This is a genomic window from Planococcus rifietoensis, assembly GCF_001465795.2.
In the GTDB taxonomy this organism is placed as follows: domain Bacteria; phylum Bacillota; class Bacilli; order Bacillales_A; family Planococcaceae; genus Planococcus; species Planococcus rifietoensis.
In genome coordinates this window covers 2,672,776-2,686,967 of sequence record NZ_CP013659.2, presented here as the reverse complement: position 1 = coordinate 2,686,967, position 14,192 = coordinate 2,672,776, and the positions used below count along the sequence as shown (strand labels likewise).

At 49.3% G+C, this 14,192-nt stretch carries 16 protein-coding genes and 1 riboswitch; of the genes, 11 read left to right on the top strand and 5 right to left on the bottom strand.

Translation table 11 applies throughout. The annotated features are described in order from the left end of the window. Positions 1-11 precede the first annotated feature (11 nt). The 3 genes from AUC31_RS13315 to AUC31_RS13305 all read left to right on the top strand — a co-directional run bounded on the left by AUC31_RS13315 (position 12) and on the right by AUC31_RS13305 (position 1,320). The gene (locus AUC31_RS13315) at positions 12-371 is read left to right on the top strand and encodes a DUF779 domain-containing protein (RefSeq protein ID WP_058382722.1); all 360 of its coding nucleotides are present in this window, start codon (positions 12-14) and stop codon (positions 369-371) included. Positions 372-551: 180 nt separating this feature from the next. Continuing rightward, the gene (locus AUC31_RS13310) at positions 552-740 is read left to right on the top strand and encodes a hypothetical protein (RefSeq protein ID WP_058382723.1); all 189 of its coding nucleotides are present in this window, start codon (positions 552-554) and stop codon (positions 738-740) included. Beyond that, positions 733-1,320 (top strand): Fic/DOC family protein, encoded by a 588-nt coding sequence (locus tag AUC31_RS13305; RefSeq protein ID WP_058382724.1) that lies wholly within the window; start codon positions 733-735, stop codon positions 1,318-1,320. Before AUC31_RS13310 ends, AUC31_RS13305 begins: the two co-directional genes overlap by 8 nt. A gap of 75 nt (positions 1,321-1,395) precedes the next feature. Here the strand turns inward: AUC31_RS13305 and AUC31_RS13300 are convergent, their stop codons facing one another. Further along, positions 1,396-2,223, bottom strand: coding sequence for an AAC(3) family N-acetyltransferase (locus AUC31_RS13300; RefSeq protein WP_058382725.1), 828 nt, complete (start codon positions 2,221-2,223; stop codon positions 1,396-1,398). A gap of 136 nt (positions 2,224-2,359) precedes the next feature. Here AUC31_RS13300 and AUC31_RS13295 point away from each other — a divergent pair, with 136 nt between their 5' ends. Next, complete coding sequence (locus AUC31_RS13295; RefSeq protein WP_058382726.1) at positions 2,360-2,836, top strand: acyl-CoA thioesterase; 477 nt, start codon at positions 2,360-2,362, stop codon at positions 2,834-2,836. Between the two features lie 9 nt (positions 2,837-2,845). Here AUC31_RS13295 and AUC31_RS13290 read toward each other — a convergent pair whose 3' ends face one another. Further along, the gene (locus tag AUC31_RS13290; protein WP_058382727.1) at positions 2,846-3,364 is read right to left on the bottom strand and encodes a DUF421 domain-containing protein; all 519 of its coding nucleotides are present in this window, start codon (positions 3,362-3,364) and stop codon (positions 2,846-2,848) included. A 341-nt stretch (positions 3,365-3,705) separates the two neighbouring features. Here AUC31_RS13290 and AUC31_RS13285 point away from each other — a divergent pair, with 341 nt between their 5' ends. Continuing rightward, entirely contained in the window at positions 3,706-3,918 is a 213-nt protein-coding gene (locus AUC31_RS13285) for a hypothetical protein (RefSeq protein ID WP_058382728.1), read from the top strand. Between the two features lie 34 nt (positions 3,919-3,952). Here the strand turns inward: AUC31_RS13285 and AUC31_RS13280 are convergent, their stop codons facing one another. After that, positions 3,953-4,972 (bottom strand): SEC-C metal-binding domain-containing protein, encoded by a 1,020-nt coding sequence (locus AUC31_RS13280; protein ID WP_058382729.1) that lies wholly within the window; start codon positions 4,970-4,972, stop codon positions 3,953-3,955. A 107-nt stretch (positions 4,973-5,079) separates the two neighbouring features. Beyond that, positions 5,080-5,982 (bottom strand): acetamidase/formamidase family protein, encoded by a 903-nt coding sequence (locus tag AUC31_RS13275; RefSeq protein ID WP_058382730.1) that lies wholly within the window; start codon positions 5,980-5,982, stop codon positions 5,080-5,082. 153 nt (positions 5,983-6,135) lie between these two features. Here AUC31_RS13275 and lepB point away from each other — a divergent pair, with 153 nt between their 5' ends. Continuing rightward, positions 6,136-6,657 carry a signal peptidase I gene (gene lepB / locus AUC31_RS13270; protein WP_058382731.1) on the top strand — a complete coding sequence of 174 codons (522 nt, stop codon included), beginning with the start codon at positions 6,136-6,138 and terminating at the stop codon, positions 6,655-6,657. A gap of 265 nt (positions 6,658-6,922) precedes the next feature. Next, on the top strand, positions 6,923-9,199 hold the full coding sequence (locus AUC31_RS13265; protein ID WP_058382732.1) for a purple acid phosphatase family protein: 2,277 nt from the start codon (positions 6,923-6,925) through the stop codon (positions 9,197-9,199). A 34-nt stretch (positions 9,200-9,233) separates the two neighbouring features. Here AUC31_RS13265 and AUC31_RS13260 read toward each other — a convergent pair whose 3' ends face one another. Beyond that, positions 9,234-10,403 (bottom strand): pyridoxal phosphate-dependent aminotransferase, encoded by a 1,170-nt coding sequence (locus AUC31_RS13260; protein WP_058382733.1) that lies wholly within the window; start codon positions 10,401-10,403, stop codon positions 9,234-9,236. 85 nt (positions 10,404-10,488) lie between these two features. Between AUC31_RS13260 and AUC31_RS13255 the strand changes: the two genes are divergently transcribed. The 4 genes from AUC31_RS13255 (at position 10,489) to AUC31_RS13240 (ending at position 14,026) form a co-directional block, all read left to right on the top strand. Further along, positions 10,489-11,283, top strand: coding sequence for a carbon-nitrogen family hydrolase (locus AUC31_RS13255; RefSeq protein ID WP_058382734.1), 795 nt, complete (start codon positions 10,489-10,491; stop codon positions 11,281-11,283). Between the two features lie 46 nt (positions 11,284-11,329). Next, positions 11,330-11,437, top strand: a riboswitch (SAM riboswitch). 71 nt (positions 11,438-11,508) lie between these two features. After that, positions 11,509-12,522 (top strand): methionine ABC transporter ATP-binding protein, encoded by a 1,014-nt coding sequence (locus tag AUC31_RS13250; protein WP_058382735.1) that lies wholly within the window; start codon positions 11,509-11,511, stop codon positions 12,520-12,522. Next, on the top strand, positions 12,512-13,183 hold the full coding sequence (locus AUC31_RS13245; RefSeq protein ID WP_058382736.1) for a methionine ABC transporter permease: 672 nt from the start codon (positions 12,512-12,514) through the stop codon (positions 13,181-13,183). The genes AUC31_RS13250 and AUC31_RS13245 overlap by 11 nt, the downstream gene beginning before the upstream one ends. A 12-nt stretch (positions 13,184-13,195) precedes the next feature. Continuing rightward, positions 13,196-14,026: a MetQ/NlpA family ABC transporter substrate-binding protein gene (locus tag AUC31_RS13240; RefSeq protein ID WP_058382737.1), complete on the top strand. Its 831-nt coding sequence runs from the start codon at positions 13,196-13,198 to the stop codon at positions 14,024-14,026. Positions 14,027-14,192 lie beyond the last annotated feature (166 nt).

The window sequence follows — 14,192 nt, the reverse complement described above, 5'->3', positions numbered from 1 at the left end:
AAGGGCTAGCCATGACAGAACGGGTAATCGCCACAGACGCCGCCTTGGAGCTGATCAACACGTTAAAGGAAAAGCACGGGCCATTGATGTTTCATCAATCGGGAGGCTGCTGCGACGGCAGTTCTCCGATGTGCTATCCAAAAGGTGATTTGATGGTTGGCGATCAGGACGTATTGATGGGTGTCATCGGCGACAGCGAGTTTTATATGCACAAGAGCCAGTTTGATTATTGGAGCCATACACAATTGATCATTGATGTTGTGCCTGGGCGCGGCGGGATGTTTTCACTTGAAGGAGCAGAAGGAAAGCGATTCTTGACCCGTTCGCGCGTCTTCACGGCAGAAGAAACTGAAGAACTGCAAAAACAATAAGCGGAAATCCCGGATGCCCAGCATCCGGGATTTTTTTCGTGAATCAGCCGAAAGAAAACACAGGATATGAAGGTGGAAAAAGGCGGTCAGGAAGCCATTTTCACCATTTTTGAAGAGAGGGAATCGTGGAAAAAAAGGCGTCAAAATGCTATAATGATAGAATGAAAGGTGGTCATCCATGTGACGAATTTAGCTAACCGGGTATCCCATGAACAAGCAAATCACGCGATTTCCTGCGCCGCACACTCTCTCGTAACGGAAGGGTTTGATGTGACCCATGAAGACCGGAATTTTGTCCGCTCTGTCCTGACCGGAGAACGGACGGAAGCTCAATTCCACCAGGCCATCAAAGCACGCTTCGATGTCTAAATACCAGCACACGTCCATGTATTGCTACCCTGGAACCGATGTGTTGGTGAATGCATTCGATATCCGGGACGAAGACAAGCTGAAGGAATTGGAAACGGTCTACGCGCTTTACCGCTTGTCGGAACTGCAATTAAAAAAGCCGAAAGACCCAACGGATCTCAACGTGTTTCTCGATATCCACCGCTGCCTGTTGCAGGACGTCTATCCGTTTGCCGGAAAGCTGCGAGAGGAAATGACGTCTAAAGGAAGTTCGACATTCGCCCATCCCAAACACTTGGCCAGCCAGCTGAAGCAGCTTTTCGATGAATTGGCTGAAGAGTCTTATTTGAAGAGGATGGGCAAAGACGTTTTTATTCAGCGCCTCGCCCATTATTTGGCGGAATTGAATGCGCTCCATCCTTTCCGTGAAGGCAATGGCAGGGCGGTCCGCGAATTCGCCCGCCAACTCGCATTGAATGCCGGCTACCTGTTGGATTGGGCGAAGATTGAAGAACCTGCCCATATCATTAACGCATTTGTGGACTCTTTTAATAAAGACAATGAACGTTTGGAAGTTTTATTGGGTGAAATCATCAATTGAATGTACCAACTGGGTGCATCTCGACAGAAAAGTAGGCTGAAGCGGCAGGCAACCTGCCGCTTCAGCCTATATTGTTTAATTTTTTTGTTCCTGCTGTTCTTGCGGCGCTGGATTTCGCTGGAGCCAGTCGATAGCAAACTCCACAAGCGGGCGCATCTCAGTGAGCTGGGTTTCGGCCTGTCCGAGAACGCCTTCAGTGATAGTTCCAGGAAAGTCTTTGGCGATTTCCGGGAAGCGGTCTGAATCCATATCGACGCAATCGTAGGTGGCCCATTGACGTTCTCCGTTAACGTACATCGCTGCGCCTTGCGGGGAAGTCGTACGTTCCGGCTGCAGGAATTCTGCATAATGGAGTGCAGTGCATGAATCGAAACCGGTGCCGATGAGCAGGATCTTCACTTGATGCGCCATCATTTTCCCGAGAGGCGAGGCGGGACCGAACGAATCTTCCAGCGGCTGTTCAGCCATCCACTCAGCGGCAAGACGCCCCCAGGCGATAAATGAATGAGTCGGATGGGGGCTTCGGATTGTCGCCGGGTGGCGATGCAGGCATTCCGGTATTTTTCCCATTCCGCGCATATTCGTCAGATCGGGATCATAAGCCGGCATCTGTTCGCGTGTGGGCTGATGCCAATTCTCAGGGATTGGCGGAGCCATCCAATAGACAGGATCGGAATTATCCGCAGACTGGGAAGGCATGACGAGAGTGCCTTCAGGAGTGATGACTTCCATCAAAGCTTCGACAACTGCTTGCGCGCCTCCAGCAATCCAGCCCATCGACTTCAGTGAGGAATGGACCATTAGGTGATCGCCCGCAACAATCCCGAGTTGCTGCAATTGCCGCTTCAGCGAATCCTTGGATTGGAAATCGGGTGTGTTCAGAATTTGAAAAAGATCAGACATGTACTAAATTCCCCCTTTTTTCCACTTTACCATAAGGCGGAATGTCGGTTTTTATTTTTACGTAAGAATAAATGCATCGGGATTGAAAAATTCCGGCAGCGGGAATAGCCTTAAGGAAGAAAGAGGAGGAGAATACATGGAAGCGAAACCTATGCGCGAATCACGGACCATACAGACAAAGCTGGTGCTTCCGCCAGACACCAATCACATGGAATCGATTTTCGGCGGAAAAGTGCTTGCCTATATCGATGAAATTGCCGGGATTTCGGCCATGAAACATGCAAGCCGCCATATCGTCGTGACGGCCTCGATCGACTCGGTGGATTTCCTGTCGTCTGCAAAAGTCGGCGACGTCCTGGAATTGGAAGCGAACGTCACATCAACCGGCAGAACGTCGATGGAAGTGTATGTACGCGTTAAATCGAAGAATCTGGAAACCGGGGAAGAACGCTTGACGACCGAATCATTTTTGACGCTGGTCGCGATTGGTGAGAACGGAAAACCGACACCGGTACCGCCAGTCTTTCCTGAAACAGAAGGCGAGAAGCTATTTTTTGATTCAGCGCCTGCACGCAGGGAACACCGGAAACAACGAGCAAAAACGCCAAGATAAAAAAGGATCCTACAAGGGATCCTTTTTTGATTGCGCTTTTACATTGGCAAGGGCATTGCCTGCTTGAGTGGTGATGACCGACATGCTGCCGTCCGTCTCGAGAATGACAGCTTTAACATTCTGCAAGTCGCCTTCGCCTGAATTGCGCACCGCCTGCATGATTTCTATATCTTTGACGCGTTCGTCGCGCATGGCTTGTTCCAAGAATTTCCCTTCTGAAAACAATAGCCGCGGTTCGGATTTGATGAGTTTATTGAAGCTTTTCGAACGCACTGCCGTAAACGTAATCAGATACTGCAGGACGATCAGGACGGCAAATGCGGTAAGGCCTTCCCATAAGCTCAGTTTGCTGTCGAGCAGGATGGTCGCCAAAGTTGAACCCAAAGCGACAGTTACGACGAGGTCGAAGGCATTAAGCTTCGTCAAGGTTCGTTTTCCGGAAGTTCTTAAGAACACCAATAACCCGATATACGCCAGAACCCCTACTGTGACGATCCGGATGAAACTGTCCCACGTAATTTCAAACATGCGGCTCTTCCTCCTTTTTGAGGTGGGAAAAGATAAGTTGGACTTATCAACATGTGGATAAGTCTATAATTATTAAAAATCGACTGTAAATTTCGACATTTACCCACATAACCCACGGAATTTTGTTAATTAATGTGCATAACTGCTGTTTTTCGCATATATTAAGGGGCTTCCCTAGAAATAGGACAGTGAAACGGCATTTTGTGGATAGCTATAGTGTGGAAAAGAAAAAATTAACAGCCACGAAATCAGCACTGTCTCAAAGCGCTGCGTCTTTTCTGTTCAAGCCCTCTTATTTGGGGAATAGGAGGAGGTAAAGAGCTGGGAGGAGAGGTGAAAAAATGAGAACTGTCCGTAATATTTTCCGCTTTTTGGGTATGGGTATATTTTTCCTGAGCATTGCCCTGTTTCTTTTGACAGTGTTGAACAATTGGCTTGGGTTTGCATCGGCCACTTGGCTGAACGGCCCGTTTTGGCGCGTATACGTATTCTTCGCGGTTTCCGGTATTTTATTGTATATCCTGATCACGTTCAGGCGAAAAAAAGACGAATAAAAAAGCACCGGAGGCATTCCGGTGCTTTTCTCCATTATTTTTTAGCAAGCAGTTCTTCGAAATAAGAACCGAACTCTTTAGAGCGTTTTAAGATCGTGCTGGATGAAACACCGAATTTTTCACTCAAGTCTTTTGCAGAAAGCATCGGTCCTTGAATCAGCTCGTGATCCTGCAGGAAACGCCAGTAGCCGGCAACGAGTGCTTCCGGTTTCTGTACGGTCGGCTGTTGGCTGACCAGGTAGCTGTTGAGGATGCTTGTCACATTCGTCACCGTTTCTTCGTCGAAGTCCGCTGCGTCGATGTGTTTTTTCAATTCGTCCATGACGGATTGGTGCTCCGCGGAAAGCTCGATGCTTTCTTCGACAGCGCCTGTCGAGTATTGGACGATATGCTCGACCACTTCAAGATAATGCTCGCGAAGATAGTCTTCGTTCGCCGATGCGCCTTTTTCTTCAATGCGTTTTTGCAGCTGTTCAAAGAATGGGGCAAATTTGCCGACAATCGTCAAATAGCCGTTCAAGAACAAGATGCCTTGTTCGCCTGCGCGCGCATCCGGCAGAAGAATTGCAAGAAGTCCTTGGTCTTCTTCCATATCCGTCGGCGGCTGGTCTGCCATGACGTAAGTTTCGCCGGTAAAGGCGTCTTTCAATTCCGCTTTTTCTGTATCGCCTGAGACCAATTGGCCGAGGAATACACGGAAGTTTGACCATTGTTCCAACACTTCTTGCGTTGTTGGGCGCTGCGTCTGTTCAATCTGCTTAGACAGGAAGTTTTGCCATAGTTCCGGTTTCTGCATGAACAGGAAATTTTCGATGACAAAAGCTTGTGCATCGTTTTCCGCCATCGATTTCATTAAACGCGGCTGCCATTCCTGCTGGAGCGCACGGAAATCCGTTAGCTGATCACGGTTCGGGTTTTCCGAGAAGAATTGCTGTCTGACTTGGAACAGCTCTTCGTTCACCAGATCATTGATGGAAACTGTCTGTTGTTTCCCGTGACATTTTTTATATTTCTTTCCGCTGCCACATGGACACGGATCATTTCTTCCTACCATTCTAATCACCTACATTTTTTCTTGAGTGTAACATAAAATCTTTCGTCGCTCAAAAGTCTGACGATTCAGACGTCTAAATAGCCCCATATCTCCTTGTAATTTCCATTTTAAGAAAATAAACGGAAACCTAATCCTTCAAGCACATGACGTGGAACAAAGAACCTAGCCGTCACGAGAGGGTCGACCACTTGGCTAATCTGCGTTTCACCGGCTGCGCTCATAAGCATGGTCATGTCGCTGACGGACAGATCGGATTGAGGCAGCAACAGATCAATCATTTCCTCGACGGCAGTGGAAACGGCTTCGTCCAAGGTCATCGCCGAGACAACAAAAGCCAAGCCCTCTTCATTTTCGAGCAAAGGATGTTTTAAATGATTGCCTTTGATAACATCGAATTGGACAGTGGCGCTGCCCGGCACTTCAATGCCGGAAACACTGATTTCGCCGTCACCCATCGCGGCATGGAAATCTCCGAGTGCAAACAGCGCGCCTTCGACTGCCACAGGAAAATAAAGCGTGGCGCCTTTTGTGATCAGTTTCGTATCCATATTCCCCCCGTGTGCACCTGGTGTGCCGCACGAAATGGGTTCGCCTTCCGGTGCAACGCCGATGACGCCAATCATCGGGTTCAATGGAAGCTGCAGTTGTTCGTTAAATACCGCCTTGCCATTTCGGATGGGAATGATTTTCGATTCCATCTTTTCCATCCGGTGGCCCATCACGCCGAGATTTGGGCCAGTGACCATGACGCCTTGCTCACCGATTTCAAGATCTTTGATCTCCACTTTCAACACATCGCCAATCTCGGCTCCTTCAATAAAAATCGGCCCTGTCGCAGGGTTCACTTGATCCCAGTCGATGGCTGCGACTTCCTGGTCGCTCGACTGGAGCTGGTTTTTAAAGCAATCGAAAGTATCGATCTTTACGGTATCGCCGGCCGCTACCCGCAGGCTCGGTTTAAGTGTATTGGAAAAAGCGTAAATGACATCTTGTGCAGGTAATGTTTTCATCAATCCCACTCCTTTAAAATTAAGATAGAAATCAACTGCGTGTCTGATAATTCTTTCAACTCACATGTTCTCATTATCGTGGAAGAAATCTCGGAGTGCAAGGCATGGGGCGCTATAGTAAACTAGAGAAAAAAGCGGGGTGGAGGAGAGCCAGTGTACGAAGATCCGGTCAAAGAAATGCTTGTATGGATGAAAGTGCTGTTGCTAACGGCATTCATTATCTTTGGGGTCCGCCACTTCCTGTTCGAGCCGGTCATCGTCGAAGGCGGATCGATGCAGCCGAGTTATTATGAAAACGATAAATTAGTTCTGAGCAAAGCCACATCAATCGCTAATTTTGATACGATTGTATTTTTTGCACCGGACGGCAGCCGCTTTATTAAACGGGTCATTGGCGTTCCGGGCGACCATATTGAAATGTCGGGCGGGGAGATTATCCTGAATGGACAGCCGCTGGACGAACCTTATTTGGATAAAGGCAGGAATGATGAATTCCTGGCACAGCCCCAATTAGCCAGTGAATTTTCAGTTCCCCCGGATTGCTATTATGTCCTCGGCGACAATCGTGGCAATAGCACAGATTCCCGCGTGTTGGGATTTATCCAGAAACAAGACGTGATCGGTGAAGTGAAATTCCGCTTCGCGCCTTTAAGGGAGTTCGGGTTCGTGGATTGAAAGATAGATTTTTAGTTAAAGCTTTTTCCGTTGGGCATGTGCTCTTCGGGGAAAAGCTTTTTTTGTTGGCTGCGATTTTTTCTATAGAGTGACGCAGTATAACTAAAAGAATTGGAAAGCAGTGCAAAAAGAATTTCTATTCCTTTTAAATAGTTCTAAATATTCACATTTTATTTCTTTTTAGTTCAATTGAATTATGCTAAAATTTAATTACTGAATATTTGAAAAATAATAGATCGGATTGTTTACGAAGGGGTGGGTAATGATGACGATGTGGCGGGGTGCAGGACGATGGATTCTTACGGCGATAATTGCATGCGGTGCGGCTTTTCAGTTGGACGAAGGGCGAGCAGAAGCGGCAGAAGGCGCACTTCAAATCGATGCAGCACAATTAATGGAGGGACAGCGCCAAGCTTTTCAGTCACATCTTTCCAGTTCGCTGTTATTTATGGACAGGGACTTTTTGGATAGCGAATCGAATGATTCATACCCTGCGTCTCATATCGCCTTCGCCCCTGGGAGCGATGAGTCGGAGATGAACTTTTCGTGGTATTCACCAAGTACAACGCGTGCTGGCCAGGTGCAATACGCAAAAGTTTCTTCTAGGACCGAGGATTTTCCGGAAAACGCTGCGGTAACGGTCGATGCATCGTTGAAAAACGCTACTTACGGCTATTCTGCCCATGAAGCGGTGATCACCAAGCTCGAAAATGAAACGGATTATATGTACCGTTTGGGAGACGGCCGTGGCAATTGGACACAAGCTTTCCATTTCAAGACGCAAGATCCATCATCCTATGAATTTGTGATGGTCGCTGATCCTCAAATCGGGGCATCGGGAGATATTGCGGAAGATCGAAGAGGTTGGGAAAGAACATTGCGTCAAGCGATCGACCGCAGCCCAGACTCAAGCTTCATCCTGTCGGCAGGCGATCAGGTCGATGCGCGCTATTCCGAAAAAGAATATGCGGCTTATTTCGCGCCTGAACCGCTGCGCAATTATCCTGCGGCCACCACCATTGGCAACCATGACGATACCTATCATTACGCCTATCATTTCAATGTCCCGAACGAAAACTGGGAACTCGGCAATTACGATAATTCCGGAGGCGATTATTATTTCTCGTACGGGGATACCTTGTTCATGAATTTGAATTCCAATAGCCAGAATCCGGAAGAGCATATTCAGTTCATGGAAGAAACGGCTGAAGCGACTGCCGGAAGGGAATGGAAATGGAAGATCCTTGTTTTCCATCATTCAATCTATAGCGCCGCTGCACATTCGCAAAGTGAAGTGGTGCTGAACTTGCGCGAGCAGCTCGTGCCGACGATCGACAAAATCGGCTTTGATGCAGTGTTGATGGGACATGACCATTCCTATGTGAGAACTTATCAGATGGAAAACTTCCAGCCTTTGAAAAATCACATGATGCAAGGGGACGCACCGGTCAATCCCGAAGGCACTTTGTATATTACCGGCAGTACAGCGAGCGGCAGCAAATACTATTACATGCAGGATGAACGGGAGCCGTATTCAGCTATTCGTGAACAATGGGGCGTGCCAACTTATATGAACATCCAAGTGGAACCGACGCGTTTACGCCTAGAAACTTACCGGACGGATACCGATGAGTTGGTCGACGAATACGAGATCATCAAAGATCCGTCTATCGAAACGGTCGTGCCGGCGCTTGAAAAAGTGGAACTCGAAGCGAACAGCACCGTGCTGGCTACGGAAGAGAATTCTTTCTATCCGGAAGTGGAATTGAAGCTTAAAGGCGAAAACGTCGAAGGCGGGCGATACGATATTTCCCCTGACTCGGTCACGTACCGCACGAGCAGTGATGATATCCAAATAAAAGACGGGAAAGTCCTGGCAGCAGAAGGTGCAAATCCTGGAAAAGTAGAAGTATTTGCGGAAGTAAAAGATGGCGATAAAGTGTGGGAAAGCAATGCGATTGAATTCGAATTGGTGGCACACGAAGAAATCAAGTTGCTCGAAGCAGGCAGCGAGTGGCGTTATCTGGACGATGGCAGCGACCAGAAAACAGACTGGATTGAAGACGATTTCGATGATAGTGATTGGGCGCAAGGCGCTGGCCCGCTAGGTTTTCCGGAAGATGAAGAACGGCCGGAATTTGGTGCTGTGGAAAAGCTTGTCGGCTATGGCGGGGATGAGACCGAGAAAATCGCATTGACGTATTTCAGAGCCGCATTTGAAGTGGAAGATGCGGAAGAAATCGGCGGCCTCGGCTATGTCGAGTTTGGTGTTGATGATGCCGTCATCCTGTATTTAAATGGAGAAGAAATCATGCGCTTCAATATGCCGGAGACTGGCGAGTTCGGCTTTGAGGACTACCAGGAAGCGGTGAGCGATGAAGACGTTGGCAGCGAAGACCGAATCGAGCGCATCTACTTGGATGAAGAGGCCCTGACCCATCTGAAAGACGGCGAGAATGTGCTGGCTGCCCAAGTGCATCAGGATGACCGTTTCAGTTCCGACCTGTATTGGGATATGGAAATGGTGGTTAATAAAAAATAAAAAAAAGAAGGCGCAATGCCTTCTTTTTTTTTGCCTATTTAGTGAAAATCCCCAATTTCTCGATTCGTTGGATTGCTTCGATGATGCGCTGTTCATCGACCAATAGCCCGACGCGTACAAAACCTTCTCCGCCAGGACCAAATCCACTGCCCGGCGCCACGGCAATGTCGACTTTGTCGAGCAGCAGGTCAGAGAACTCGATGCTCGTATAGCCTTCGGGGACAGGCAGCCAGGCAAAAAATGATCCCTTCGGCGCTTCGAATTCCCAGCCGATCCGGCGGCATTCATCCACCAGCGTCTGGCGTCTCTTCTCGTATAATTCATTCAATTCCTCGACGCATTGCTGGCTGCTGTTTAATGCTTCTACAGCGGCCAGTTGGACAGCCGGAAAGATGCCGGCGAACAAATGATCTTGGACGAGGTTGAGTGCTTCGATCATTTTGGCATTGCCCACCGCAAAGCCGATGCGCCATCCGGCCATATTATACGTTTTGGACAAGGTATACATTTCAATGCCGATATCTTTGGCACCTTTTGATTGTAGGAAGCTGACCGGCTTCTTGCCATCAAAGCCAATGCGGCCATAAGCAAAGTCATGTACAACCCCGATGCCGTTTTCTTTGGCAAATTGAATCGTTTCATCGAAAAACGCAATGTCTGCTGTCGCGCCGGTCGGGTTGTTTGGGTAGTTCAAGTACATCAGTTTGGCGCGTGCTTTCGCGGCGGCTGTCACCTCGTTGTAGTCGGGAAGATAGCCGGTTTCCTGTTTCAGTTTCATCAAATCAAATTCGATATCCGCAAGCGGTGCGGCTGACAGGTAATCAGGATAGCCCGGATCCGGCAACAGCAGCGAATCGCCCGGGTTCAGCAACGCAAGCGGCAACTCGATAAAACCGATTTTCGTTCCGGACAAAATAGCGACTTCCAAATCAGGATCGATATCGACATCGTATTCTTTTTTGTAGAAATCCGCAGCGGCTTTCCTTAACGAACTGAGGCCGCGAAACGGCGAGTAGCGATGTGTTTGAGGATCGGCTACCGCTTGTTGCATGGCCTTGACTATATGCGGGGGCGTTGGCTGATCCGGGTTGCCTTGGCCGAAATTGATGACGTCTCGTCCTTCGTCGACTGCTTTTGCCGTTTTTGCAACAAGCAGGGCGAAAAATTGATCCGGAAGATTTTGTAAGCGATTTGAAAAGTCCATGAAATCCTCCTCATTTTCTAAATAATTGCACATCTATCTTAAATCTTATAGAGTTTAAGCTAAACTGTCTACAGGAGGAGAGAATATGAAAATCGCTTGTGTGCAGATGGATATCGCTTTCGGAGAGCCGGAAACGAATTTTCAGCGTGTAAAAAACTATTTGGAAGAAGCGGCAGAAAATGGAGCGGAGCTCATCGTCTTGCCAGAAATGTGGAACACCGGGTATGCGTTAACGCAGCTGGACGAACTCGCTGACAGCAACGGCCGAACGGCAGATTTTTTGAAACAATTCGCCAAAGAGCACAGCGTCCATATCGTCGGAGGCTCGGTCTCCACGAAGAAAGAAGATGGTTTCTATAATACGATGTATGTCGTTGACCGTACAGGTGCGGTCGTTTCTGAATATGATAAAGCGCATCGCTTCGGTTTGATGGACGAGCATATTCACCTCGAGGAAGGACAGTCGCTCGGCACGTTCGAACTGGACGGAGAAACATACGGCGGCGTCATCTGTTACGACATCCGCTTTCCGGAATGGCTTCGGGCGCAAGCGCTGAACGGCGCGAAGGCGATCTTCGTGCCTGCGGAATGGCCGGCAGCGCGCATCGACCACTGGCGCATCCTGTTGCAGGCGCGCGCAATCGAGAATCAATGCTTCATCATCGCGGCAAACCGCATCGGCAGCGACCCGAAAAACGAGTTCGGCGGCCATTCGATGGTCATCGCCCCGTGGGGAGAAGTACGGATGGATATGGGCCAGGAGGAAGGCAGCGGCTACATCGATATCGATCTTTCGGAAGTAGACGAAGTGCGGGGCCGCATTCCGGTATTCGATGACCGACGCGTCCCATTGTACAAAAAGTTTGAAAAATCGCATTGACAAGCTATCGCCCGTGCAGGTAATATTGAAAACAACCAAATACGCATGCTTATCAAGAGAGACCGAGGGTAAGGCCCTATGACGTCCGGCAACCCCCATTTATATGGGAAGGTGCCAAGTCCTGCAGAATGAAATTCATTCTGAAAGATAAGTCGGAATTCTAATTTTCGATGTCTCTTTTTTGATAAAAGAGGCATTTTTTATTTGCCTGGGGGAGTGGACAGCATGATTCAAATCGAACAACTGAGCAAAACCTATCAAACCAAACACGGCACGGTGAAAGGCGTCGATGATGTGACGTTGGAAGTGAAAACCGGTGAGATTTTCGGCATCGTCGGTTATTCGGGTGCCGGAAAAAGTTCCCTCATCCGCTGCATCAATTTGCTTGAACGGCCAACGTCAGGCACCGTCAAAGTCGGCGGCCAGGACTTAACGAAGCTGCGTGGCGACGGCTTGCGGAAAGCGCGCCTCAAAATCGGCATGATCTTCCAGCATTTCTATTTGATCAGCCAAAAGACGGTCGCGGAGAATATTTCATTCGCCCTTCGCGCAGCTGGAACGCCGAGCAAGAAAATCGGCCCACGCGTCGATGAACTGCTCGAAATGGTCGGCTTGTCGGACAAGCGCAATATCTATCCGGCGCAGCTGAGCGGCGGGCAGAAGCAGCGCGTCGGCATCGCCCGTGCACTCGCCAATGAACCGGCCGTGCTGTTATGCGACGAAGCAACCTCCGCTCTCGACCCGAATACGACTTTATCGATCTTGCGTTTATTGAAAGACATTAACCGCAAGCTCAATATTACGATTGTATTGATTACGCACGAAATGAACGTCGTCAAGGAGATTTGCGACCGCATGGCGGTTATGCAAGGCGGGCGTGTCATCGAAGAAGGGCGTGTCTACGATATCTTCGCCGATCCAAAGACCGCTTTGACGAAGGAATTCATCTCGAGCGTCGTGTCGTTCAATGTGCCGGAAGAAATCCTGAAGAAATGCGACGGCACGATTGTCAAAGTCTTGTTCAAAGGCGAAGTCGCTGGAGATGGCGTCATTTCCGATATGCTGCAAAGCTATCCGGTCAAAGGGAATTTCCTGCACGGGGCGATCGAATACATTCAGGAATTGCCCCTCGGCATTTTTGTCATGGAACTAAAAGGCGGCCAAGCAGACGTGAGTCAGGCGATTCACTATCTTGAACAGCGCGAAGCGATTGTGGAGGTGATGGAGCATGGGAATTGAATGGGGACGAATCATCGAATTATGGCCGGAAATCCAAGTGGCGTTTTACCAGACCCTAATCATGATCGGTATCTCGCTTGGCGTGGCGCTTGTCATCGGTTTGCCGCTCGGCATTTTATTGTTCATCACAGACAGCGGCTTGTTCTGGGAAAACCGCCCGGTCAATTCCGTCATCGGATTTGTCGTCAACATCGTCCGGTCGATTCCGTTCATCATATTGCTGGTCGCGCTCATCCCGCTGACGCAATTGATTACCGGTACGACAATCGGCCCGGTCGCAGCGAGTGTTTCCTTGTCGGTAGCGGCGATTCCGTTTTTCGCACGCATTGTGGAAACGGCGCTGCGTGACATCGATAAAGGCGTCATCGAAGCAGCGATTGCGGTCGGTGCGACGCCTTGGATGATCATTAAAGACGTGCTCTTGCCGGAAGCGAAAGCGAGCTTGATCCAAGGCATTACGTTGACGGTCATCAGCCTCATTGCCTACTCCGCGATGGCGGGTGTGGTCGGTGGCGGCGGCATCGGCGATTTGGCGATCCGCTTCGGCTATTACCGCTATGATAATACGATCATGATTGTCACGGTCGTCATTTTGATCGTGCTCGTCCAATTGATTCAACAGGCAGGCGACTTTACAGCCAAAAAACTCGATAAACGATAAGGGGAGAATGACATGAAGAAACTCACATGGATATTGGCAGCGAGCGCGCTTGCACTGGCCGCATGCGGCGGAGAAGAAGCGGATACAGGAACGACAGAAGGCGGCGAAGCGTCGAAAGACATCAAGCTCGGTGCAACAGCCGGCCCTTATAGCGACATGCTGAACGAAGCGATCGTGCCTGCGCTTGAAGAAAAAGGCTATACCGTCGAAACGATTGAATTCAGCGATTATATCCAGCCCAATAATGCGTTGAACAACGGGGAAATCGATGCCAACTTGTTCCAGCATACGGTTTACCTAGAGAACTTCGAAACAGAAAACGATATGGATTTGAGCGCATTGATCACGGTTCCGACTGCGCCGATGGGCATCTACTCCAATGAATTCGATTCGCTGGATGCGGTATCCGACGGGGCGACCATCGCGATTCCAAACGATCCTGTCAACGGTGCCCGTGCATTGTTGATGCTGCAGGACGAAGGATTGGTCGAACTCGATCCGGAAGCGGAAGTGCTTCAAGCGTCTGAACGAGATGTAACGGAAAATCCGAAGAACCTGGTGTTCCAGCCGATTGAAGCGGGGCAATTGCCGCGTGCGGTTGAAGGCACGGACCTTGCCGCCGTTCCAGGAAACTTCGCACTCGCAGCGGACATGGATCTGCTTGACGCTTTGGCGCTCGAAAACATGCCTGACCAGTACCGCAATGTCGTAGCCGTTGCAGCCGAAAATGAAGACAGTGAACTGGCGGCGGATTTGGTCGAGATCGTCGAGTCGGAAGAATTTGAAACGGTCATCGACGAGCAATTCGAAGGCTTCGGAAAACCGGAGTGGATGGCTGAATAATAGGAGAACCCAGCCGGAGAGCTATTTTCTTCGGCTGTTTTTTATGCAAAATACTGTAGCGCCGCGCTTTTCAGGCTTTTTTCCTTGCCCTGCCTGTTTTCTGCTGAAATAATAGGGAAAGTGAATTTTAACAGGCCGCTGCAGGCAGTATCTGTAACGGACAAGG

Bases quoted from the DNA above. Each gene is read 5' to 3' on its own strand.
- AUC31_RS13250 (WP_058382735.1), top strand. From the start codon at position 11,509: ATGATTCAAATCGAACAACTGAGCAAAACCTATCAAACCAAACACGGC.
- AUC31_RS13305 (WP_058382724.1), top strand. From the start codon at position 733: ATGTCTAAATACCAGCACACGTCCATGTATTGCTACCCTGGAACCGAT.
- AUC31_RS13280 (WP_058382729.1), bottom strand. From the start codon at position 4,972: ATGGTAGGAAGAAATGATCCGTGTCCATGTGGCAGCGGAAAGAAATAT.
- AUC31_RS13285 (WP_058382728.1), top strand. From the start codon at position 3,706: ATGAGAACTGTCCGTAATATTTTCCGCTTTTTGGGTATGGGTATATTT.
- AUC31_RS13275 (WP_058382730.1), bottom strand. From the start codon at position 5,982: ATGAAAACATTACCTGCACAAGATGTCATTTACGCTTTTTCCAATACA.
- AUC31_RS13240 (WP_058382737.1), top strand. From the start codon at position 13,196: ATGAAGAAACTCACATGGATATTGGCAGCGAGCGCGCTTGCACTGGCC.
- AUC31_RS13295 (WP_058382726.1), top strand. From the start codon at position 2,360: ATGGAAGCGAAACCTATGCGCGAATCACGGACCATACAGACAAAGCTG.
- AUC31_RS13260 (WP_058382733.1), bottom strand. From the start codon at position 10,403: ATGGACTTTTCAAATCGCTTACAAAATCTTCCGGATCAATTTTTCGCC.
- AUC31_RS13265 (WP_058382732.1), top strand. From the start codon at position 6,923: ATGACGATGTGGCGGGGTGCAGGACGATGGATTCTTACGGCGATAATT.
- AUC31_RS13300 (WP_058382725.1), bottom strand. From the start codon at position 2,223: ATGTCTGATCTTTTTCAAATTCTGAACACACCCGATTTCCAATCCAAG.
- AUC31_RS13290 (WP_058382727.1), bottom strand. From the start codon at position 3,364: ATGTTTGAAATTACGTGGGACAGTTTCATCCGGATCGTCACAGTAGGG.
- AUC31_RS13245 (WP_058382736.1), top strand. From the start codon at position 12,512: ATGGGAATTGAATGGGGACGAATCATCGAATTATGGCCGGAAATCCAA.
- AUC31_RS13315 (WP_058382722.1), top strand. From the start codon at position 12: ATGACAGAACGGGTAATCGCCACAGACGCCGCCTTGGAGCTGATCAAC.
- AUC31_RS13255 (WP_058382734.1), top strand. From the start codon at position 10,489: ATGAAAATCGCTTGTGTGCAGATGGATATCGCTTTCGGAGAGCCGGAA.